Here is a 22,559-nt window from a genome sequence, read left to right as displayed (position 1 = left end):
GTAAAAGCCCGATTGGTGTGGGCTAATAATTAGTGGTGGATGAACAAAACCCCCACCAATTAAAGTTTCACTTTATGTACTTTTTAGAAATGTATACAAATGCGGTAAAAACGTGCTAAACTAATTGCTTCATAATGTTAATGATGGGGCCATCAGGCGTATCATTTCAATAGGTTGAGAAACATAGTATAAGCTTAAGATAATCCGATTAAAGAAGGAATCTAAAGGGCTTATGGATAAATGTACTCAAGAAGAGTTATTGTATGTGATGGAGGAATGGTTAAGAAAACATTATCTTTCATAGGAGCTGTAGTTGTGAGAAAACAAAAAATTTTATTATGTATTTTATTAGGACTTTTAATGACGGTAGTGGCTTGCGATAAGCAAGAAGAACCAGAATCGAAACCGGTTCATGTGAAAAATGAAAAGAAAAAAGAGAAGCATAAAGAACAGGAAGAATCTAAAGAAGAGAAAAGTATAAATTTAATGGACAAACAGTTGTTACTTTCAGCTACCCTTGGAGACACAGAGACAGCTATGAAGTTGATTCAGGATGGAGCGAATATAAACGTAGAAGGTGACAACGGAGAAACGCCTGTCCTTGCAGCGACGTACCAAAATCATGTAGAGACAGTTAAAGCATTAATTGGTGCAGGTGCTAATATTGAAATTAAAGATGAGAAAAAAAGTAATCCACTTCTTTATGCAAGTAGAGAAGGATATACGGATATTGTAAAAGTATTAATTAATGCAGGAGTTAATACGAAAGAAACGACTAGGTCAGGTGGGACAGCACTTATTTCTGCATCTGAGCGTGGCCATGTAGAGGTTGTTAAAGAATTATTAGAGCATACAGATATTGATGTGAATTATAAAAATGAACGTGGTGGAACAGCGCTATTAGAAGCAATTGTATTAGGAAATGGTAGTGAAAACCATAAGAAAGTAATTCAATTGCTTATTGATCACGGTGCAGATGTAAATATGGCTAACAAGGAACAGCTGACGCCACTGCAATACGCTGAAAAAAGAGGTTTTAAAGATATTGTAAATATGTTGAGGGTAGCTGGAGCGAATGAAGTAGTACAGCCACAACAGCCAGTAGAGTAAAAAACGAAAAATAATCCCATTTAGATAGACAGAATGAAGAAATCAGTTAGTATGATGGATTCAGTAATGTGTATTTGAATGGGATTTTTATTTTGAACATGAAAAATAGATTATGAATGGATGGTAAATGGAGTAAATAAGGAGGCAACCTTATTTGGCAATTGTAAAAAATGAAAAGGTAGTTTCTGTTTGTTGCAGTGCCAGAAGTACGCCCGTAGCTGCTGAGGCAAGTGTGGAAACTTTAGCGGAGTTTCAAGGGAACGGATATGGTACTGATGGTGTTACAGCCTGGGCGATATCAATACAAGAAGAAAAAAGCATTCCACTTTATAGTACTTCTTGGAATAATTATGCTTCACAAGCCGTTGCGAGAAAACTAAAACTAATTAACTATGGAATGAATTTGCATATCACTTAAATTTTAAAGATAGTTGTTTGCCGTTGGGATTTATTTGTATATCTAGATTAATATTAAGAAAATATGGTGAATATTAACATTCGATTAACACCTAATTAACAATCTATCAAAACTGACTTAATAAATGCGTAATATAGTAAAGGTAACAAAATAAATAGGGTAGAGAACATTTGAGAACACCCACTTACATATAATGTGCCACTTTCTTAGGTGTGCTCTATTCCCTAGAGTTCAAATAAGGAGAAAGGCGTTCTATGTAAGTAGGTGTTTTTAGTTTGGATAAAAATAGAACAGTTAGGTGGAAAAAATGTTTAAAGAACCTTATATTGCGATGATAAAGGATTGGAAAGGATACAAAGCATACAAAAAATTGCCGAAAACAGTTTTTCTTATGACTGGTTCAATGCTGGAATTACCAGAGCGTGTATATGAATTGCAGAAACATGGACATGATGTATTTCTTCATTGTGATTTTATACAAGGCTTAAATACGAATACAGAGGAAGCGCTTTTGTATATTCAAGATGTTATCGGGGCACAAGGTATTATTTCAACAAAGGGTTCAACAATTCGAAATGCTAATAAAATTGGATTGAAAACAATTCAACGTATTTTTATTGTAGATACTTTATCTCTTACTAAATCAATTGAAAATTGTAAAACGACTAAACCAAATGCAGTAGAGATTATGCCGGGGATTATGCCTTCTATTATTAAACAGCTAGTAGAGGAAATAGAGTTTCCTATTATTGCAGGAGGGTTGATTCAAACGCGAGAAGATGCGGAAATTGCAATTCGTGCAGGAGCAAGTGCAATTTCAACAAGTCATTATGAAGTATGGATACAAGAAGAAAAAAGGAGTGCAACCTTGTGATTGAATTGAAAAATGTTTCAAAGGTATATAAAAATGCAGAAGAGACAGCGGTTAAAGGCGTATCGGTTCATATTAAGAAGGGTGAATTTTTTGTTTTAGTTGGACCTTCGGGATGCGGGAAAAGCACATTATTACGAATGATCGCTGGCTTAGAAGAGATTTCTTCAGGAGATTTAATTATTAATGAACGTGTTGCAAATGATCTAGAGCCGAAAGACCGTAATCTATCAATGGTATTTCAAAATTATGCATTATATCCACACTTATCTGTAGAAGAAAATATTTTATTTGGACTTAAGGTAAGAAAAGTACAAAAAGAAGAGCGACAAAAGCGATTAATGGAAGCTATTGAAATGGTAGGACTGAAAGAGTATGTGAAAATGAAACCAGGCCAATTATCAGGCGGACAAAGACAGCGTGTTGCACTTGCCAGGGCAATTGTGAGTCAAGCACCAATCTGTTTAATGGATGAACCACTTTCGAATTTGGATGCGAAATTACGTGCGCAAATGAGAATTGAAATTAGAGAAATTCAGCAGCGATTAGGAATTACGATGATTTACGTTACCCACGATCAAATAGAAGCGATGACTATGGGAGATCGTATCATGGTTTTAAATAAAGGAAGTATACAGCAAGTTGGAACACCACTTGACATATATAACGAACCTGCAAACGAATTTGTTGCAAGCTTTATAGGTTCTCCTTCTATGAATATAAATGATGGGGAAGTAAATAAAGAAAAAGGTGTATTACATATAGGGCAATTGCAAATTCCATTATCTATTAGACAGTTAAAGCAATTACCACAAGGAACAATTCGCATAGGCATGCGCCCTGAGCATATTGCACTGTCTGAGGAGGGACAAGAAGTGACGTTGCAATCTGTAGAAGTATTAGGGAATGAATCTATATTGAACTTTGCGGTAAATGGAACAACTTGGAGTGCGAAAGTCATCGGACAGTTACTCTTGAACAAAGGTGACAAAGTAAAATTATTATTCTCGCAAGAAAAGTTATGCTTCTTTAATGAAAACACGAATGAACGCTTAAAAGTGGTAGCTGAAGAAGAGTTGAAAGTGGTGGCGAAATAATGATTGGAGTAAGTAAGTTACCAGTTCAAACAAAGGTGTCAAAAAAGAAAAAATTATGGGGGAGAACGAAAGATTTAAGAATAGGATTATTGTTTTTGGCGCCATCTATTTTGTTATTTTCGATTTTTTTGTTCTATCCATTGTTTAGGACGATTTACTATAGCTTTTATTTAACCGATATACATGGGGAAGCTAATCTTTTCGTTGGCTTAGAAAATTATCAATACTTATTCTCTGATCCAGCCTTCTACCAAAGTATAAAATCAACTTTATTATTTGTTTTATATACAGTGCCTACGAGTATTATATTTGCTTTGTTTCTTGCATTGATTGCAAATGGAAAAGTAAGAGGTATTGGGTTATTCCGAGTTCTGTTTTCTTCGACGATGGGAATATCAGTAGCCGCTAGTGCAGTGATTTGGCTATTTTTATTTCATCCAAGTGTAGGATTATTTAATAATATATTAGCCTCTATGAACCTTCCTGCAATCGCATGGTTAACGAGTCCGGACTGGGCACTATTCTCTGTATCAGTTACAACAGTTTGGGTGAATACAGGTTTTGCATTTTTAGTTATATTAGGTGGTTTACAAAATATCGATACGTCGTTATATGAGAGTGCATCTATAGATGGTGCTAGTTATTTATATAAACTTCGCCGTGTTACATTACCGATGCTATCACCAACTTTATTCTTTATTGTAACAGTAACATTAATTAGTGCGTTCCAAAGCTTTGGGCAAATTGATATTTTAACGCACGGTGGACCAAATGATGCAACGAATTTGATTGTGTACTCGATTTACAAAGAGGCGTTTGTGAATCATCAATTTGGAACAGCAAGTGCACAAGCAATGGTATTATTTGTTTTCATTTTCATTGCTACATTACTTCAATTTAAGTTTGCTGAGAGAAAGGTGCATTATAAATGATTGTTAAACAGTGGAAACAAAATTTCCTATTATACATGCTGCTCATTATTAGTGCAGTAATGGTATTTTTTCCTGTACTGTATGCATTTTTAATAAGCTTTATGACACCAGACGATATTCAAATGAGAAGGTTATTTCCGACTCAATTTACTTTTGATAATTTTATTAATATTTTTCAAAAGGTACCGCTTTTTACATACTTATATAACAGTTTAATTGTATCGACAGTCGTTATGATTGGACAACTTATCGTATCAAGTTTAGCAGCTTATGCTTTTGTTTTTCTTCAGTTTAAAGGGAGAAACTTAATTTTCTTCCTGTTTATTTCAACGATGCTGATTCCGTGGGAAGCAACGATGGTGCCTAACTTTTTAACGATTCAAAACTTTGGTTGGATCAATAGTTTTGCTGGGATGACAGTGCCGTTTTTTGCAACAGCTTTCGGTATTTTCTTGTTACGTCAACATTTTATGACACTTCCGAATGAACTGAAAGAAGCTGCGTTTATTGAAGGGATTGGAAATATAAGATTTTTATTCAGCGTTGTAATTCCGTATTGTAAAACGAGTTTTATTACGCTTGGAGTATATAGCTTTTTAACAACATGGAATATGTATTTATGGCCACTTTTAGTGACCACTGATGAAAAAGTAAGAACAGTGCAAATCGGTGTGAAGCAGCTTCAGTCTCAAGAAGTTGCAACTGATTGGGGAAGCGTAATGGCCGGTGTTACGGTTATCGTTATTCCAACATTGATTTTACTATTTTTAGGGCAAAAGCAATTACAACAAGGATTAACAAAAGGTGCAATTAAATAACTAAGAGAAGGTGAGATTTAAATGAGTCTAGTTAAAAAAGGTGCTGCGCTATTAATGGTAGCAACAATGGCATTATCTAGTGCCGCTTGTTCAAATAGTAAAACAGAAGGAAAACCTGAAGCACAGGCAAAAGTAGCACCAGTTGAAAAAAATGGTGATAAAACTGTAATTCGCTTCTGGCATGCGATGGGTGGAAAAACACAAGGAGTACTAGATGGTCTTGTTGCAGACTATAATAAGTCGCAAAATAAATATGAGATAAAGGCAGAGTTCCAAGGAACATATGAAGAGTCTTTAACGAAATTTAGAACGATGTCTGCAACGAAAGAAGCGCCAGCTCTTGTTCAATCGAGTGAAATTACAACGAAATATATGATTGATAGTAAAAAAATCACACCAATTGATAGCTGGATAAAAAAAGATAAGTACGATACGTCAAAATTAGAAAAAGCAATTACAAATTATTATTCAGTTGATGGAAAAATGTATTCTATGCCATTTAATTCATCTACACCAGTATTAATTTATAATAAAGATGCTTTCGCAAAGGCGGGCTTAGATCCAGAGAAAGCTCCGAAAACATATGCGGAATTACAAGAAGCAGCGAAAAAGTTAACGATTAAAGAAGGCGGAAATGTAAAACAATATGGATTCTCCATGCTTAACTATGGTTGGTTCTTTGAAGAATTGTTAGCGACACAAGGTGCTTTATATGTAGATAACGAAAACGGCCGTAAGGATGCTGCAAAGAAGGCGGTATTTAACGGTAAAGAAGGACAGAAAGTATTTGGAATGTTAGATGATTTAAATAAAGCTGGCGCACTTGGAAAGTATGGAGCAAGTTGGGATGATATTCGTGCCGCGTTCCAGTCTGGACAAGTTGCTATGTATTTAGATTCTTCAGCAGGTGTTCGTGATTTAATTGATGCATCTAAGTTTAATGTAGGTGTTTCATATATTCCGTATCCAGAGGATTCGAAACAAAATGGTGTTGTTATTGGTGGAGCATCATTATGGATGACGAATATGGTTTCAGAAGAAACGCAACAAGGTGCTTGGGACTTTATGAAATATTTAACGAAGCCAGACGTACAAGCAAAATGGCATACTGCAACAGGCTATTTCTCAATTAATCCAGATGCATATAATGAGCCATTAGTAAAAGAGCAATATGAAAAATACCCACAGTTGAAAGTAACAGTAGATCAACTGCAAGCAACGAAGCAATCTCCAGCAACACAAGGTGCTTTAATTAGTGTATTTCCAGAATCAAGAGATGCAGTTGTAAAAGCATTAGAAGCGATGTATGACGGGAAGAATAGTAAAGAAGCGTTAGATGAAGCTGCCAAAGCAACAGATAGAGCAATTAGCATTTCAGCTCGTACGAGTCAAAAATAAGAGAAAGCCGTATCCTTAAAAGGGATACGGCTTTCTTTATAGGGAGATAAGGGATCAAAGAAATGATGAAGTCTTATCTCTTTTATATGAGTAAAGGGTCTAGAGTGAATGTTGTCCTTTTCATTATTTATTTAACTCCATTGCCACTTGTTTACCATTTACGAAAACCTCTACTACCGCTACTACAACTTCCATTACTTTTTTCATCGCTCATCTCTCCTTATTTTTTGTTTCATTTCTTACTCTCAGTATAAGGAAATACAGTAATTACAACTATCGAATTGGATGACAAGAGACTTACATTGTTGTAAGGATAATAGTTTAGTTTGTAATAAAGTGAAACTGTAATCAGTGGGGGGCTTACTGCCCGTTAATGCGGGATAAATTTGATTTAAGATTAAGATTCGGAAGTTTCTGTTGTTTTGAACTATAATTAGAAAGAGGGGGGATAATATGAAAAGAATTCTTGTTATTAGTGATATTCATGGAGAGATAGAAAAGTTCGAACAGTTATTGGAAGAAGCACAATATGATGCGAAACAGGATCAATTAATCTTACTGGGAGATTATGTAGATCGTGGTCCAAATGCGCGTGCTGTAATTGAAAAGGTAAGAGAATTGAAAGAAGAGGGAGCACTCATTTTAAAGGGAAATCATGAAGATATGATGATTAAGGCGTTAACGACAAATGAGGAACGTTCATGGAACCATTGGGTAAAAAGAAATGGTGGAGATAAGACATTATATAGCTATGGATTTGTAGAAGAGGATATTGCGGTTAATGACAAAGACTTCCAAAAACCGATTTTACACTCTCGTGTATTAGAGGAACATATAAAGTTTATTCAAGAATTAGATCATTACATTGAAACAGAAGAGTATATATTTGTACATGCTGGGGTTGAACCGATGAAACGAGTTTCTGAATCTGAACCATATACGTTAATGTGGATCCGTAATGAATTTCATAATGGATATAGCGGTGAAAAGGTTGTTGTATTTGGGCATACGGAAACAAAAACGCTTCATGGTAGTGAGGATTGCGGAGTGTATTTTGGTAGTAATCGTATTATTGGAATTGATGGCGGGGCTGTGTACGGTGGTCAGCTAAATTGTTTGGAATTGCCGAGTAAAAAGGTATATGTAATAAAAAATTGAAAGAGATAAGAGGAATCTTATTTCTTTCAATTTTTTATTAAGCTAAATTTAAGACAAAGTTTTTATAATAAAACTTCAAAATTTTAGAAGGAAATAGTTAAAAACGAAACGTAATGTAACTACATTCTTTTGTTATGAAGAGAAGAAATGTAATAATAAATAGAATTGAACTATTTGATGGAAGGTGAGAGCATGCGCTTACTTGTAGTAGAAGATAATGCCTCGTTATTAGAGTCTATCGTACAAATTTTGCGTGATGAATTTGAAGTAGATACGGCAATAAATGGAGAAGATGGATTGTTTTTAGCTCTTCAAAATATATATGATGCAATTTTACTGGATGTGATGATGCCAGGGATGGACGGATTTGAAGTAATTCAAAAAATACGTGATGAAAAGATTGAAACACCAGTCCTGTTTTTGACAGCGAGAGATTCTTTAGAAGATCGGGTGAAGGGATTGGATTTTGGTGGAGATGACTATATCGTTAAGCCATTCCAGGCCCCTGAATTAAAAGCGAGAATTCGCGCTTTACTACGCAGAAGTGGTAGTTTAACAACGCAGCAAACGATTCGTTATAAAGGGATTGAATTGTTCGGAAAAGATAAAGACGTTCAAGTAGATGGACAAAGTATTAAGTTGACATTGAAACAATATGAGCTGCTAGAGTATCTCATTCAAAATAGCGGGAAGATTTTAATGCGTGAACAAATTTTTGATCGTGTTTGGGGATTTGATTCAGATACGACAGTAGCCATTGTGGAAGTGTATGTGCATCATTTGCGTAAAAAATTAGAACCATTCGGTTATCAGAAAGATATTCAAACCGTTCGAGGTATTGGATATATATTAAAAGAACAATGAAAAAGGGAAGTATGTTTCAAAAGACACGCATTCGTTTGACTATAGTGAATTCATTAGTATTTATCCTATTAATAGGTATATTAGGTAGTATTATTTATTCATACACATATAAGCGTATTTATAATGAAGTGGATCAATCTATAAAAATGATGGCTCAGTATAGAGAAAAATTAGATGTTAAAATACCACCAAGAAAACGTATGGAGAATATCCAAATTGGAGATCCGCGAGTAACTAGAATAACTTGGAATGGGAAAATAGTGAAAATAGAGGGCGATAACCGTAAATTCCGTTCTATTTTTGAAGAGAATTTGGAAAAGTTTTCTCCGGAAAAAATAGGGGAGTTACAAGATATCAAAGTACAAGGACGATATTTTAGAGCATTTTCGCTTCAAAAAGATGGAGAAATAGTTCAAATCGTGCGAGATATAACAGCGGAAGAAGGAATGTTAAATACTTTATTTTTAATCCTCGTTATAGGTTGTAGCATAGGAAGCCTCTGTGCGATAGGTATCGGCTTTTTCCTAGCTGGCAGAGCACTCGTACCTATTCAAAATTCATGGGAGAAACAGCAGCAATTCGTTTCTGATGCATCACATGAACTCAGGACACCACTTGCAGTTATTCAATCAAAAACGGATGTTTTATTTCAGTCACCATCCGCTACGATAGAAGAAAAAGCGATGGATATTTCTACAATTTCAAAAGAATGTAGGCGGTTATCGAAACTCGTTAGTAATTTATTATTGCTAGCACGTTCTGATTCTAATCAAATTGAGATGGATAAGAAAATATTTGAACTTGATAAATTGTTAGAAGAAATAGTAGCTCCATATAAGGAGATTGCTTCTTATCAAGAAAAAGAAATGATGCTAAAAGTAGAACGTGGTGTATCTTTTATGGGGGATAGAGAGCGGATTCATCAAATGATGGTCATACTGTTGGATAATGCGATGAAGTATACAAATGAAGGTGGGCATATTCAAATTGATTGCACGCAAACGAGTAGTTCAATTCGTATACAGGTGAAAGATGACGGGATAGGAGTGAAAGAAGAAGATATTCCAAAATTATTTGATCGTTTTTATCAAGGGGATAAAGCAAGAAGTACGTCAGAAGGAGCTGGATTAGGTCTTTCAATCGCAAATTGGATTGTAGAAAAGCATTACGGAAAAATATCAGTAGAGAGCAAATGGGGAGATGGCACTTGTTTTGAAGTGATTTTCCCTAAAAACCAAAAAATATAAGTAAAAAGACGACCTTGTTTTTACACAAGGTCGTCTTTTTTTAAGGTAAAGTTAAGAAACTATTTATATTATGTATGGCATAAAGAAAGTTCGTTACATGAAGAAGAGACTAGGTGTATGTGAGTGGGGTTTATCAATCATAATGTTATCTCAAGCAGCGATGAGATGTATGTATAGTATTAAAAAAACTAGGGGAATGATGGGAAAGAAAGTATAAGAGGGAGGAATTAATTTTGAAAAAGAAAATGATGACGGTATTCACTATTGGAGTAATGAGCTTAAGTATATTAGGGGGTGCCTCTCCTTCTGAAACACAAAAAGGAAAGACTGATTACACGCAGCGCAGTAAAGAACAATTAAATAATGGTAAGATACATGCAGTGCATACAGAAGAAAAAGCAGAGAAACTAGGTATTGAAACGGAAGGAAAAGAACAAATTACACTAGAAAAAGAAATTCATGAAACAGAAGTAGGAAGGGAGGCAGAGCAGTTAGGCATATCGATTGAAGGAAAAGATGTTGGGACGTTGTCAGAAGAAATCTATGAAACAAAAGTGAAGCAAGAAGCGTTAAAACTAGGCATATCTATAGAAAATACATCAATTGTAAATTTAATTAATCAAATTAATATGATTAAAATTAATGATGAAGCAGATAAATTAGGTATTTCGACAAATGGAAAAGAAATAGAGGACATTGCAGAAGAAATCTATGGAAAGAAAGTAAGAGAAGAAGCAGGGAAGTTAGACATTTCTCAAAAGGGAAAAGAAATTGAAGAATTAGCACAAGAGGTGTACGAACAAAAAGTGCAGGAAGAAGCAAAAAAATATCATATTGATTTGTATGGGAAAGATATATATCAAGTATTAAGAGAAATTAATGAACAAAAGGTGCTACAATTGGCAGATGAGCTTAATATGGACAAAGCGAACATGAATATTCAAGAGCTAACAGAAAAAATAAAAAAAGATCAACCTGAGAGAGAAAAAGAACTAAATTTTGTACCAGTGATTCGAACGGATGCTGACGCATTTTATTCTTATTTAACGAACTAAAAAGGGCGTGAGAGTGATACGGAGGTTTAAGTGGTATATATGTATAGCATTACTAGCTATAGCGGTATGGAGTGTATATACAAATGGAGTTACAAAGTATGTGGAGAAGTTGACATTCTTCAATATACAAAACGGAAAAGAACCGGAATTTAGTAATAATGATGAAAAGGTCATTTTATCAAGTGTACCATTAATTCAGCAACTACCAGAGCTAGATCGAGGCTGTGAAGTGACAAGCTTAGCGATGATGTTACAATACGTTGGTGTTTCAGTGGATAAGATGACATTAGCAAATGAAATAAAAAAAGTTGATTTTATAGATGATGGTGTGCGCGGGAATCCAAATGAAGGATTTGTAGGTAATATTTATACATTTTCTGAATCAGGATACGGTGTATATCATGGGCCACTTTTTCAGTTAGCGGAAAAATATTTACCTAATAAAGCTGTAGACTTAACAGGGAAGAATATAGAAGAAATTTATAAGAGTGTAAAAGCAGGACAACCGGTAGTCATGATCACAAATGCAACATTTGCACCATTAGATGCAGATGAATTTACTACATGGGAAACAAATAGTGGAGATGTTTCAATTACGTATAATGAACATTGTGTAGTGCTTATTGGATATGATAAGGAATTTGTATATATTCGAGATCCTCTTAATGAAAGTTTAGATGTAAAAATACCGAGAGAAAGTTTTGAAAAGGCATGGATGCAAATGGGGAGTCAGGCGATTAGTTATGTGAAAAGCTCTAAATGAATGAGTAAGGAAAGAGATGTAAGGAATTGTAAGAGGAGTTTTTGTGGGGGTTTTTTGTTACGAAATAAGAGAACTTGAACTTATTATATAAGCTGAAGTTCTCTTATTTTTTTATGATTACATCTTTAGAAGGAGTGAATATGTAAAAATGCATAATTGACGAAAAATTTACATGTTATCATTATATATTGTTTTATACATGTTAATTGTATAAAATGACACAAGTATCCACATTACATAAAGGAGGCTTATTATGCAAAAAATATTTAACGGGGTTAAATGTATGAGTATCAATAAAAAATTAATCATTTCATTTTTTATTATTTTAACTATACCAGGAATTATTATCGGTGGTGTTTCATATCAAACTGCCAAAACAAATTTTGAACATCAAATGACAGCTAAAGCAAAGGAGAATATTTCGATTTTAAATACTGTTATTTCTCAAAATATAGAAGAGAAATTTGTTGATGCGACGTACTTTGCAGACATCTTAACAGAGGATACCTATCCAAATGGACAGGAAGAAATAGTAAGAACGAAGCTAGCGCAATATATAAAACTTCATCCAGAAGTAGAAGGTATTTATATTGGAACAGAGACGGGAAAGTTTATAAGAGAACCATTTATCAAAATGGATGATGGGTATAATCCAACAGATAGATCTTGGTATAAAGAAGCACATGAAAATAAAGGGAAAGTAATTGTTACTGCACCATATCAATCAGCATCTACAAAAAATATGGTAGTAACAATTGCAAAAGAAGTAAAAGATGGTAAAGGTGTTATAGGAATTAACTTAAATTTAGATAACATCTTGAAAATTTCCAAAATGATTAACATTGGTGAAAAAGGTTATGCAGTTATTTTAGATCAAAATAAGCAAATTGTTAGTCATCCATCTAGAAAACCAGGTGCAAAAGTTACTGATCCTTGGATTAAACCGATTTATGAAGAAAAACAAGGAAATGTCTCTTATACAGAACAAGATGATAAAAAGAATTTAATCTTTGCAACAAATGAGAAAACGGGCTGGAAAGTAGTTGGAGTTATGTTTGATGAAGAAATTACCCAAGCTGCGAATCCAGTATTTTATAAGACTTTGATTGTTATTGCTATTGCTATTGCATTTGGTAGTATATTAATTTATTTCATTACAAAGTCTATTACAGGGCCATTACGAAAAATAGCTGAATCGGCATATAAAATTAGTAAGGGAGATTTAACAGAGAAAATTACAATCCATTCCAAGGATGACATAGGGAAATTAGGGAATTCATTTAATGAAATGTCTACGTCTTTACAAGATGTTATTACCCAAATTAGCTTTTCAGCAGAACATGTTGCAGCATCGGCTGAAGAGTTAACAGCGAGCGTACAGCAAGCAAATGATGCGACAGATCAAATTACAATTGCGATGGAACAAGTATCAGGTGGGGCTGAGTCACAAAGTCAAGGTGTTGAAGAAGGTGCTGCTACATTACAACAAGTAAATACAGCAATTCAAGATGTAACCGGAAGCGCAGAGTCAATTTCTATTTCCTCATTACATGCCCGTGAAAGAGCTGAAGAGGGAGAAGATTTAGTTGAACAAACCGCAAAACAAATGCAGTCTATTTCTAGGTCGGTATCCGAGTCAGATGCTATTATTAAACTTCTTGATGAGAAATCAAAGCAAGTAGGAGCTATTTCTGAAGCAATTCAAAACATTGCAACTCAAACAAACTTATTAGCTTTAAATGCGGCTATTGAAGCAGCAAGAGCAGGTGAACAGGGACGAGGATTTGCTATTGTAGCAGATGAGGTTAGAAAATTAGCAGAGCAATCAGGAGAGTCATCTGGAGAGATTGCAAATTTAATTGCAGAAATTAAGGCGGATATTGAACATACTGTTAAGGCGATGGATAATGTGAATGGAGAAGTTCAACAAGGCCTTGATGTTGTAACAAAAACGAAAGTAAGTTTTACGGAAATTTTAAGTTCTACTACACATATTGTTTCTCAAGTTAATCAAATGGTAGAAACAACGAAGAGAATTGCTGGAGATGCAAATGAAGTGACAAATGCTATTGATGAAATTGCAGCTGCTGCAGAAGAAAATACAGCTAGTATGCAAAGTGTTGCAGCTTCAACAGAAGAACAGGTTAATTCCATGGAGGAAATTAGTTCAGCTTCGCAAAACTTAGCTGAGATGGCAGAAGAACTACAAGCGATGACTAGTAAATTTAAAGTATAATAACAGCAGATAAGTAAGGTGAAAATAATATCACCTTACTTATTTTTCTATTCAGCAATTAGGGGAGTCATTAACAGGATGAAAAAAAGAAAAAGACTATGGAATTTATGGAAAACGATTACATTGTTAGTTTGTACAGTTGTAATTTTTTCTTTACTTGTGACAGATATATTAATTAGTCATAATGTAGAACGGACGACGGAGGATAGCCAAGCAGAGAAAGCAAAAACAATTGCACACATTGTGGCGAATGATTCGATTGTAATCGATGGTTTGGTTGGGAAAGCAGATACCTCTGCAATCCAAACGTATACAAATAGAATATTACAAAACACAGGTGTTCAATTTATTGTAGTTATGGACATGAATGGAATAAGAAAGTCACATCCAAATCCTCAAAAAATAGGGCATCATTTTATTGGGGGAGATGAAGGGCCTGCATTGAAAGGAAAAGAACATGTATCGTTAGCAGAAGGAACTTTAGGTATTTCCATGCGAGTGTTTGTACCAATATTTTCTGAAACAGGTGAACAACTTGGAGCAGTGGCTGTTGGTATTTCAGCAGATAATGTAAAAGAGAGAGTTAAGGAAAGTAGACATATCATTTATATTGGTGTCGGAGTGGGTGTATTAGTCGGAATTATAGGAGCAATATTGCTAGCTAGACATATAAAGAAAAGTTTATTCGGTCTTGAGCCGCACAGGATAGCAAAAATTCTTGAAGAAAGAAATACGATGCTACAATCTGTAAAGGAAGGTATTATTGCTGTAGATAAAGAGGCTAGAGTAACGTTAATTAATAATGAAGCGAAACGTCTATTTAAAAAAAGCGGACTTGAAGAAGATTTTATCGGTAAAGATGTTGAGTTGTATATGCCAAATTCACGTATAAAAGAAGTATTGCAAACGGGAGAAGTACAATTAAACGAAGAACAAAATATTTATGGAATTACGATTGTGACGAATCGAGTTCCTTTATATGTAAAAGGAGAAATAGTTGGTGCAATTGCAACATTTCGTGATAAAACAGAGATTAGAAAACTAGCAGAGGAACTAACTGGTATTAGACTATATGCAGAAGCATTACGGGCACAATCTCATGAGTTTATGAATAAGATGCATGTCGTATTAGGGCTTACACATATGAAACAGTATGAAGAATTACAGAAGTATATAAGCGGCATGGTATCAGAGCATCAATATGAAATTGGTGGAGTTATGAAAAGAATAAAAAGTCCAGTATTTGCTGGTTTTTTACTAGGTAAGCTCAGCTATGCTAGAGAGAAAAATATAAAATTAATTATAAGTGAAGATTCTTATATGCCGGAAATAGATGATGAAAGTATTACTCATGAACTTATTACGATTGTCGGAAATTTAATTGATAATGCATTAGAAGCAGTGACGAATTGTGAAAAGAAGCAAGTTGAAGTTGAGATACAACATGGGGATATACTAACTATTACAGTACAAGATACGGGAAAAGGTATACAAGAAAAAGAAATAGAGGAATTATTTACGAAAGGTTATTCCACAAAGGGAGATAACCGCGGTTATGGTTTGTATCTTGTAAAAGAAAGTATACAGCGAATAAATGGGGAAATTCATATGCATTCATTAGTAGGAAAGGGAACAACGATAACAATTGAAATACCTAAAGGTAGGGATGAGAGGCAAATATGATTAAAGTTTTAATTGTAGAAGATGACCCGATGGTAGCAATGTTAAATACGCATTATTTAGAACAAGTAGGAGGGTTTGAACTTGTTCAAGCAGTTAACTCAGTAAAGTCAGCGATAGAAGTATTAGAGAAATCACGAGTAGATTTAGTATTACTTGATATTTTTATGCCTGAAGAGACTGGGTTTGAGCTTTTAATGTATATCCGGAACCAAGAAAAAGAAATCGATATAATGATGATTTCAGCTGTACATGATATGGGGAGTATTAAAAAAGCATTACAATATGGAGTTGTAGATTATTTAATTAAACCATTTACATTTGAACGATTTAAAGAGGCATTAACAATATATCGAGAAAAATTTACTTTCATGAAAGAACAACAAAAAATTAGTCAATCGGAATTAGATTCGTTAATTTTACAAAAAGAAAAAAGAGAGCCTACTGTCACTAAAGAGCTTCCGAAAGGTTTAACGAAGCAAACGTTGCAATTAATTTGGCAGAAGATCGAGTCTCTGAATGGAAGAGTATTTACAACAGATGAAATGGCACAATTAGTTGGAATTTCAAGAGTTTCTATTCGAAAATATGTAATGTTTCTGACTGACATTGGGGTGTTAGAAAACGAAATGATGTACCAACATGTGGGAAGACCTGTAAGTAAATTAAGATGTGTTGATCAAAAGAAAATAGAGTTTTACGTATAAGCGACTTAATATAAGTCGCTTATACTTTTTTTAATTACAAAATCAATTACAAAACTTACAAAAACTATTTTTACTATTGAAAGCGTTTTAATATTGTTATTAAGAAAACGAGGGGGTGCCATATGGGAATTCAAAAGAATGTGGAAGCGGTATCATTTTCTGAAGGAAATGAAGTACAAAGAGAATCTTTCGCTTCTAAAATTATGAATGTAAAAATCGGTGTTATACCTTTACCGTTATATGTAGTATTGGCTGCTATTATTTATGGGGCATCTGTATATAATAAATTGCCAGCAGATATGATTGGTGGATTTGCAGTTATTATGATCATGGGGATTTTCTTAGGTGATATTGGGATGAGAATTCCAATTTTAAAAAATATCGGCGGTCCAGCAATACTTTCGTTATTTATTCCATCATTACTTGTATTTTTTAACTGGATGAATCCAGCTTCAATGGAAGCTGCGACTATGTTAATGAAAAAATCGAACTTTTTATATTTATATATTTCTTGTTTAGTAGTCGGAAGTATTTTAGGAATGAACCGTAAAGTGTTAGTACAAGGTTTCGTTCGCATGTTTATTCCTTTAGTAGTAGGGACGTTAGCTTCTGTAGCAGTAGGATTATTGGTCGGTTCATTATTTGGATTTGAAATGAAGCACACATTCTTCTTTATCATCGTACCAATTGTGAGTGGTGGTATCGGGGAAGGGATTTTACCATTGTCGCTAGCTTATAGTGATATTTTAAATGAATCATCAGCAACGTTTGTATCACAGCTTATTCCAGCAGCTATTATTGGAAATATGTTCGCAATTGTAAGTGCAGGGTATATGAAGCGTTTAGGTGAGAAGAAACCGGAGCTTAGTGGTAACGGTGTATTAGTGAAAACAGACAATCAAGCAGAATTATTAAAAGAACAAAATACAGAGAAGCCAATTGACTTCTCATTAATGGGAGCAGGTTTATTAATTGCGTGTACGTTCTTCATCTTCGGAGGATTTGCTTCTAAGTTCATCGGTATTCCTGGGGCAATCATTATGATTTTCTCAGCAGCGCTTGTGAAATACTTTAAATTAATGCCAGCAAAAATGGAGCAAGGAGCATTCCATTTATATAAATTTATTTCGAAGAATTTAACTTGGCCTTTAATGGTTGGATTAGGATTGCTATATATTCCGTTAAAAGACGTAGCAGCAGTTCTTTCAGTAGGATATGTTGTTGTGTGCGCATCGGTTGTTCTTACAATGGTAGCATCAGGTTTTCTTGTAGGGAAAGTGATGAAGATGTATCCAGTTGAATCGGCGATTGTAACTGGATGTCATAGCGGTTTAGGTGGAACTGGAGATGTTGCTATTTTATCGGCTTCAAATCGTATGGAATTAATGCCGTTCGCGCAAATTTCGACTCGTTTAGGCGGGGCGGCAATGGTTGTAACGGCGACAATATTATTAAAGATGTTTTCATGATCAAACAAGCTAGCTATATTCATATAGCTAGCTTGTCAAATTAAGGGGAGATTATAAGTATGTTAGCAAATCAAATTAATGAAAGATCATTGTTATTGCATAAAGAATTAGTAGGGAAAATTGAAATTACAAGTAAAGTAGAAGTAAATTCAGCGGATGATTTAAGCCTGACGTATACACCAGGTGTAGCGGAGTCTTGCAAAGCAATTGCGGCAGATGAAGAAACGGTGTATGACTATACAGCACGTGGTAATATGGTGGCAGTTGTCTCAGATGGAACAGCGGTACTCGGTTTAGGAAACATTGGACCGAAAGCGGCTATGCCTGTTATGGAAGGAAAAAGTATTTTGTTTAAGAAGTTTGCGAATGTAGATGCTTTCCCATTATGTTTAGGCACAACGGATGTAGATGAAATCGTTACCCTTGTAAAAAATTTAGAGCCTACATTTGCAGGGATTAATTTAGAAGATATTGCAGCACCGCGTTGTTTTGAAATTGAAAAACGATTAAAAGAAGAAACGAATATTCCTGTATTCCATGATGATCAACATGGAACAGCTATTGTCGTTTTAGCAGCTGTTATTAATGCATTAAAAGTTGTTAGCAAACAAATGGATAATGTGAAAATCGTTATTAACGGTGCGGGTTCGGCAGGAATTGCAATTGGAAAATTATTATTAAAGGCTGGTGCAAAGCACATTACGCTAGTTAGCCTAGAAGGTATTGTTTGTGAAGGTGAAACATGGATGAACGAAGCACAAATTGAAGTTTCAAAAAAGACAAATCGTGAACATGTGCGTGGAACGTTAAAAGAAGCGATTAACCAAGCTGATATTTTTATTGGCGTATCTGCTCCTAACGTATTAACGAAAGAACTTGTACAGACGATGAATGAGAAAGCAATTGTGTTTGCAATGGCGAATCCAATTCCAGAAATCTTCCCTGAGGATGCATTAGAGGCTGGGGCAGCTGTAGTAGGAACTGGGCGCTCGGATTATGCGAATCAAGTAAATAATGTATTGGCGTTTCCCGGAATATTCCGCGGTGCGTTAGATGTGCGCGCAACTGATATTACAGAAGAGATGAAATTAGCGGCAGCATATGGGATCGCTAACATCATTACTGATGAAGAACGTAATGCGAATTATGTAATCCCGAATCCATTAGATAAAAGAGTTGTTCCAAGTGTTGCGGAAGCAGTAGCGAAAGCAGCTATTGATTCAGGCGTGGCACAAATTACGAAAATACCACGTTATTAATAGCTAAAAGCAGTGCCTAAAAGGCACTGCTTTTTTGAGATAAGAAATCAAAATAATGAAGAAGTGTAGAATTATTTATGTTTCTTCACTATTTATTTAATTCCATTGCAACTTGTTTACCATTCACTAAAACCTCAGTTATTGCTACGATTACTTCTATCATTTTTTTCATCTCTCATCTCTCCTCATTCATTTCTTACTTTAAGTATAAGAGAAGAGAGATAATTCAACTATCGAAGTACATGACGTAGAAATTACATTGTTGTAAGAAAGTGGTTTATTTTTGTCACTTTACTCAGCGGTGATTACAAACTGATCATAATATTTTTCATTCACATATATATTTAATAACCATAATCCAGATGAAGGTAGTGACATAGCGAGAGGGAGTTCGCTTGTAGTAGAATTGATTGTATTTGAAGTAGTCCAAGTTTGTTTGGAAATTTCTTTTTGAAAGAGTACTGGTGTTGGCGTTACAGATCCTTGTTTTAGCGCAATAATAGACAATTTTCCAGTTGGTATTTCAGAATCTAGAAAGTACCACATTATTTCATTTTGTTCATTTGCGATAATAGGACTATCAGCCATTGCGATTTTTCCTTCGATGCCTTTTAAAGGTATTTTTCCGTCTATGAATGAGGGTGCTTCTTCCCAATTTACATCTTTTAAAACACTAAGATGAAAGAAGGAAGGTGCGTTCACTTGATTGGACGTTGCGACAGCTTCAGTTTTAGATGCTTTTGAATCAGGTTGTGCTTGTGTGCATCCAGTGATGAGAAAGGAGAGAAGTAGCATAGTTCCGATTTTTTTCATGGTGCCACACTCCTAGTTTTTATTGTTAGTGTAATTGTATTTGCTAGAAGGCGGGACAATTCCTTTAAAATGTCAAAAGAGGTCGTAAGTTTTGTACGACCTCTTTTGACATTTTGTATCCCGTAAAAGCCCGATTGGTGTAGGTTAATAATCAGTGGGAGATAGCCCCACTAATTAAAGTTTCATTTTATATTTGTTCCGTTGTATAGGTTGGTTCGGTTTCTTTTTGGGGCATCGTCAAAAAAATAACGGATAGAACGATACATATGCCGCCTAATAATTGATATGCTCCAAAAGATTCACTTAGCCAAGTGATTGAAACGATGGCAGCTACAAGGGGTTCAATGCTAGATAAAATGCTTGTTTCTGTTGCTGCTAAATATTTAAGACTACCGATATACAGAAGGAAAGAAAGGGTACCACTAATAATGATAAGAATAAGCATAGAAAAAGTTTTTAGTGTAAAGGTTTGTGAAAATTGATTCCACCCGAATGAATGATTATAAATAAGTAGTGCAATTCCTCCGATTAACATCCCCCAACCAATTACTATAGTTGTTCCGCATGCTTTAATAAGCGAAGCTGGATGAAGGGTATAAAATGCAAATCCAATTGCTGTTAATAGTCCAAAAATAATAGCTTCTTTAGATAAAACAATATTTTCAATTGAGCCATTTGTAATAATAAAGTATGTTCCTATTAGCGCGGCTATAATTGCGAATAGTTGCATGGAAGCAGGGAATTTTCTTTGTTCAAATGCAACATACATGGTAATAAGAACAGGACCTAGAAATTGAAATAGCGTTGCTGTGACCGCGTTACTAATATGAACCGTTTCGATAAAGGCGTATTGCGCACCAAGCATGCCGAGAATAGAGAAAATAATAAGTTGTATAGAATATCTAGGGTGTTTCCAAATTTGAAATATGTTTTGTTTCTTTATAAGTAAGAAAGACAAAATAAATATTCCTGCAAGTAACAATCGAATTGTTAAAAAATCAATTGAGGATACATTAGTATGCTGAAATAGCCACTGAATCATTGGACCAGATAATCCCCATAATGTAGCCCCTGTAATAATCATAATGAGTCCGATACGTCTACCATTGTTCATTATCATGTTTCTCCTCTCCGGTATTTGATTTTTGATGTGTGACATGATAAAAGGAATTATATATAAAATCTGGTACTGTAAAAAGTATCAGATTTTAGTTTTATTAAGGGGTCAGATATTATGTTAGAATTAACGCCTAATTTAAATGTGAATAGTAAAAAGGCATTATATGTGCAATTGTATGAGTATATAAAAAAAGAGATTAAAGATGGATCGATTGTCCCTTTTACGAAATTACCGGCTAAGCGAAAGTTAGCGATACATTTACAAGTAAGTAAAAATACAGTAGAGGCAGCCTACGAACAATTACTTGCAGAAGGTTATATTGAATCGATATCGAGAAAAGGTTATTTTGTATGCAAGATTGAGCAAATGGTTCATGTAGAGGATAGCGAAGAGAGGATAGAAGAAGTCCCGTTTCAGGAGAAGCGTTATAAATTTGACTTTACACAAACAGGAATTGATACAAATGCTTTTCCATTTAATATGTATCGGAAAATTGTAAATGAAGTATGGCAACCGCATAATAACGAACTTCTCTTTCTAGGACACCCTCAAGGGGAAGCAAGCTTAAGAGAAGAGATTACGAATTATTTGTATGAATCTAGAGGTGTGCGTTGTTCAGCTAGTCAAATTGTATTAGGAGCGGGAACACAAATATTAGTGAAACTATTGTTTCAATTGTTAAAGGGAAGCAATTATGCAGTTGAAAACCCAGGGTATCATAGAAAGATGGTTGTTTTTGAACAGGGAGAAGCAAGAGTCCAAATGTTATCTTTAGATAGAGATGGAATTTGTATTGCAGATTTAGAAAATAGCAATGCGAATGTTGTATTTGTTACACCTTCCCATCAGTTTCCATATGGAATGATTATGCCTATTACGAGAAGGATGCAGCTTTTACAGTGGGCAAAGAAAGAAGAGAGCAGGTATATTATTGAAGATGATTATGATAGTGAATTTCGTTATTCTGGAAAACCTATACCGGCGCTGCAAGGGTTAGATACAGAGGGGAAAGTTATTTATATGGGGACGCTATCTAAAGCATTATTGCCATCGCTACGGATGAGCTATATGGTGTTGCCGAAGAAATTAATTAAAAAGTATCAACAGCAATATTTATTTTATACACAAAGTGTTTCAAGAATAGATCAAGAAGTGATTAGAAGATTTTTAAATGAAGGATATTGGGAAAAACATATTCATAAAATGCGTGTTGTCTACCGAAAGAAGAGAGATAGACTTGTTTTTGAAATAGAGAAGTATTTCTCTAATCGTGTTGAAGTAATAGGAGAAGATTCCGGATTACACATTTTATTAAAAGTGCATAATGGAATGCAGGAAGAAGAATTAATTCAAGAAGCTGCGAAATATAGTATTAAAATATATCCTGTGTCTACGTACTATAAAGACGGTACGGCGCCTGAGAGTGTAGTTTTACTTGGGTTTGCGATATTATCAGAGGAAGAGATTGCGAAAGCGATTCAATTATTACACACGGCATGGTTTACAAGAAAGTAAAAAACATCCTCCAAACATGAGGATGTTTT

19 protein-coding genes and 1 pseudogene are annotated in these 22,559 nt (G+C 34.6%); 18 read left to right on the top strand and 2 right to left on the bottom strand.

The window, feature by feature from the left end; all coding sequences use genetic code 11:
• Window positions 1-240: 240 nt before the first annotated feature.
• From HMPREF2590_RS25845 to HMPREF2590_RS25765, 17 genes and pseudogenes are all read left to right on the top strand, one after another.
• Window positions 241-1,110, top strand: a complete 870-nt coding sequence (locus tag HMPREF2590_RS25845) for an ankyrin repeat domain-containing protein (protein ID WP_000287337.1) — start codon at window positions 241-243, stop codon at window positions 1,108-1,110.
• Window positions 1,111-1,252: 142 nt separating this feature from the next.
• Window positions 1,253-1,528: pseudogene (locus HMPREF2590_RS25840) on the top strand (GNAT family N-acetyltransferase); the annotation flags it as partial.
• 307 nt (window positions 1,529-1,835) lie between these two features.
• Entirely contained in the window at window positions 1,836-2,402 is a 567-nt protein-coding gene (locus HMPREF2590_RS25835; protein WP_000472003.1) for a glycerol-3-phosphate responsive antiterminator, read from the top strand.
• The gene (locus HMPREF2590_RS25830) at window positions 2,399-3,496 is read left to right on the top strand and encodes an ABC transporter ATP-binding protein (RefSeq protein ID WP_050821584.1); all 1,098 of its coding nucleotides are present in this window, start codon (window positions 2,399-2,401) and stop codon (window positions 3,494-3,496) included. The genes HMPREF2590_RS25835 and HMPREF2590_RS25830 overlap by 4 nt, the downstream gene beginning before the upstream one ends.
• Window positions 3,496-4,428 (top strand): carbohydrate ABC transporter permease, encoded by a 933-nt coding sequence (locus HMPREF2590_RS25825; RefSeq protein ID WP_044584117.1) that lies wholly within the window; start codon window positions 3,496-3,498, stop codon window positions 4,426-4,428. Before HMPREF2590_RS25830 ends, HMPREF2590_RS25825 begins: the two co-directional genes overlap by 1 nt.
• Window positions 4,425-5,246, top strand: a complete 822-nt coding sequence (locus tag HMPREF2590_RS25820) for a carbohydrate ABC transporter permease (protein WP_000635946.1) — start codon at window positions 4,425-4,427, stop codon at window positions 5,244-5,246. Before HMPREF2590_RS25825 ends, HMPREF2590_RS25820 begins: the two co-directional genes overlap by 4 nt.
• Before the next feature lie 21 nt (window positions 5,247-5,267).
• Complete coding sequence (locus HMPREF2590_RS25815; protein ID WP_000060602.1) at window positions 5,268-6,644, top strand: ABC transporter substrate-binding protein; 1,377 nt, start codon at window positions 5,268-5,270, stop codon at window positions 6,642-6,644.
• Window positions 6,645-7,097: 453 nt separating this feature from the next.
• Window positions 7,098-7,802, top strand: coding sequence for a metallophosphoesterase family protein (locus tag HMPREF2590_RS25810; RefSeq protein ID WP_000821967.1), 705 nt, complete (start codon window positions 7,098-7,100; stop codon window positions 7,800-7,802).
• 192 nt (window positions 7,803-7,994) lie between these two features.
• Window positions 7,995-8,666: a response regulator transcription factor gene (locus tag HMPREF2590_RS25805; RefSeq protein ID WP_001238623.1), complete on the top strand. Its 672-nt coding sequence runs from the start codon at window positions 7,995-7,997 to the stop codon at window positions 8,664-8,666.
• Window positions 8,663-9,913 carry a sensor histidine kinase gene (locus HMPREF2590_RS25800; protein ID WP_000715829.1) on the top strand — a complete coding sequence of 417 codons (1,251 nt, stop codon included), beginning with the start codon at window positions 8,663-8,665 and terminating at the stop codon, window positions 9,911-9,913. The genes HMPREF2590_RS25805 and HMPREF2590_RS25800 overlap by 4 nt, the downstream gene beginning before the upstream one ends.
• A gap of 233 nt (window positions 9,914-10,146) precedes the next feature.
• Complete coding sequence (locus HMPREF2590_RS25795) at window positions 10,147-10,968, top strand: hypothetical protein (RefSeq protein ID WP_000728589.1); 822 nt, start codon at window positions 10,147-10,149, stop codon at window positions 10,966-10,968.
• 13 nt (window positions 10,969-10,981) lie between these two features.
• Complete coding sequence (locus tag HMPREF2590_RS25790) at window positions 10,982-11,731, top strand: C39 family peptidase (RefSeq protein ID WP_050821585.1); 750 nt, start codon at window positions 10,982-10,984, stop codon at window positions 11,729-11,731.
• Window positions 11,732-11,984: 253 nt separating this feature from the next.
• Window positions 11,985-13,967: a methyl-accepting chemotaxis protein gene (locus HMPREF2590_RS25785; RefSeq protein ID WP_050821591.1), complete on the top strand. Its 1,983-nt coding sequence runs from the start codon at window positions 11,985-11,987 to the stop codon at window positions 13,965-13,967.
• A gap of 78 nt (window positions 13,968-14,045) precedes the next feature.
• Window positions 14,046-15,650 (top strand): sensor histidine kinase, encoded by a 1,605-nt coding sequence (locus HMPREF2590_RS25780; RefSeq protein WP_000746420.1) that lies wholly within the window; start codon window positions 14,046-14,048, stop codon window positions 15,648-15,650.
• Entirely contained in the window at window positions 15,647-16,354 is a 708-nt protein-coding gene (locus tag HMPREF2590_RS25775) for a response regulator (RefSeq protein ID WP_000598689.1), read from the top strand. The genes HMPREF2590_RS25780 and HMPREF2590_RS25775 overlap by 4 nt, the downstream gene beginning before the upstream one ends.
• 122 nt (window positions 16,355-16,476) lie before the next feature.
• Window positions 16,477-17,823, top strand: a complete 1,347-nt coding sequence (locus tag HMPREF2590_RS25770) for a 2-hydroxycarboxylate transporter family protein (protein ID WP_000512722.1) — start codon at window positions 16,477-16,479, stop codon at window positions 17,821-17,823.
• Window positions 17,824-17,882: 59 nt separating this feature from the next.
• Entirely contained in the window at window positions 17,883-19,082 is a 1,200-nt protein-coding gene (locus tag HMPREF2590_RS25765) for an NAD(P)-dependent malic enzyme (protein WP_000880782.1), read from the top strand.
• Between the two features lie 291 nt (window positions 19,083-19,373).
• Here the strand turns inward: HMPREF2590_RS25765 and HMPREF2590_RS25760 are convergent, their stop codons facing one another.
• Entirely contained in the window at window positions 19,374-19,895 is a 522-nt protein-coding gene (locus HMPREF2590_RS25760) for a DUF4871 domain-containing protein (protein ID WP_000719682.1), read from the bottom strand.
• Window positions 19,896-20,082: 187 nt separating this feature from the next.
• The gene (locus HMPREF2590_RS25755) at window positions 20,083-21,009 is read right to left on the bottom strand and encodes a DMT family transporter (protein WP_001059051.1); all 927 of its coding nucleotides are present in this window, start codon (window positions 21,007-21,009) and stop codon (window positions 20,083-20,085) included.
• 120 nt (window positions 21,010-21,129) lie between these two features.
• Here HMPREF2590_RS25755 and pdxR point away from each other — a divergent pair, with 120 nt between their 5' ends.
• On the top strand, window positions 21,130-22,530 hold the full coding sequence (gene pdxR / locus HMPREF2590_RS25750; protein WP_000891927.1) for a MocR-like pyridoxine biosynthesis transcription factor PdxR: 1,401 nt from the start codon (window positions 21,130-21,132) through the stop codon (window positions 22,528-22,530).
• Window positions 22,531-22,559: the final 29 nt, after the last annotated feature.

It is taken from the genome of Bacillus sp. HMSC036E02 (assembly GCF_001836235.1).
In the GTDB taxonomy this organism is placed as follows: Bacteria; Bacillota; Bacilli; order Bacillales; family Bacillaceae_G; genus Bacillus_A; species Bacillus_A cereus.
This window is presented reverse-complemented; position numbering and strand designations above follow the sequence as displayed.

Excerpts from the sequence above, each read along its gene's own strand:
- HMPREF2590_RS25845 (WP_000287337.1), top strand. The coding sequence starts at position 241 with ATGTACTCAAGAAGAGTTATTGTATGTGATGGAGGAATGGTTAAGAAA.
- HMPREF2590_RS25835 (WP_000472003.1), top strand. The coding sequence starts at position 1,836 with ATGTTTAAAGAACCTTATATTGCGATGATAAAGGATTGGAAAGGATAC.
- HMPREF2590_RS25825 (WP_044584117.1), top strand. The coding sequence starts at position 3,496 with ATGATTGGAGTAAGTAAGTTACCAGTTCAAACAAAGGTGTCAAAAAAG.
- HMPREF2590_RS25820 (WP_000635946.1), top strand. The coding sequence starts at position 4,425 with ATGATTGTTAAACAGTGGAAACAAAATTTCCTATTATACATGCTGCTC.
- HMPREF2590_RS25815 (WP_000060602.1), top strand. The coding sequence starts at position 5,268 with ATGAGTCTAGTTAAAAAAGGTGCTGCGCTATTAATGGTAGCAACAATG.
- HMPREF2590_RS25810 (WP_000821967.1), top strand. The coding sequence starts at position 7,098 with ATGAAAAGAATTCTTGTTATTAGTGATATTCATGGAGAGATAGAAAAG.
- HMPREF2590_RS25805 (WP_001238623.1), top strand. The coding sequence starts at position 7,995 with ATGCGCTTACTTGTAGTAGAAGATAATGCCTCGTTATTAGAGTCTATC.
- HMPREF2590_RS25800 (WP_000715829.1), top strand. The coding sequence starts at position 8,663 with ATGAAAAAGGGAAGTATGTTTCAAAAGACACGCATTCGTTTGACTATA.
- HMPREF2590_RS25785 (WP_050821591.1), top strand. The coding sequence starts at position 11,985 with ATGCAAAAAATATTTAACGGGGTTAAATGTATGAGTATCAATAAAAAA.
- HMPREF2590_RS25780 (WP_000746420.1), top strand. The coding sequence starts at position 14,046 with ATGAAAAAAAGAAAAAGACTATGGAATTTATGGAAAACGATTACATTG.
- HMPREF2590_RS25775 (WP_000598689.1), top strand. The coding sequence starts at position 15,647 with ATGATTAAAGTTTTAATTGTAGAAGATGACCCGATGGTAGCAATGTTA.
- HMPREF2590_RS25770 (WP_000512722.1), top strand. The coding sequence starts at position 16,477 with ATGGGAATTCAAAAGAATGTGGAAGCGGTATCATTTTCTGAAGGAAAT.
- HMPREF2590_RS25765 (WP_000880782.1), top strand. The coding sequence starts at position 17,883 with ATGTTAGCAAATCAAATTAATGAAAGATCATTGTTATTGCATAAAGAA.
- HMPREF2590_RS25760 (WP_000719682.1), bottom strand. The coding sequence starts at position 19,895 with ATGAAAAAAATCGGAACTATGCTACTTCTCTCCTTTCTCATCACTGGA.
- HMPREF2590_RS25755 (WP_001059051.1), bottom strand. The coding sequence starts at position 21,009 with ATGAACAATGGTAGACGTATCGGACTCATTATGATTATTACAGGGGCT.
- pdxR (WP_000891927.1), top strand. The coding sequence starts at position 21,130 with ATGTTAGAATTAACGCCTAATTTAAATGTGAATAGTAAAAAGGCATTA.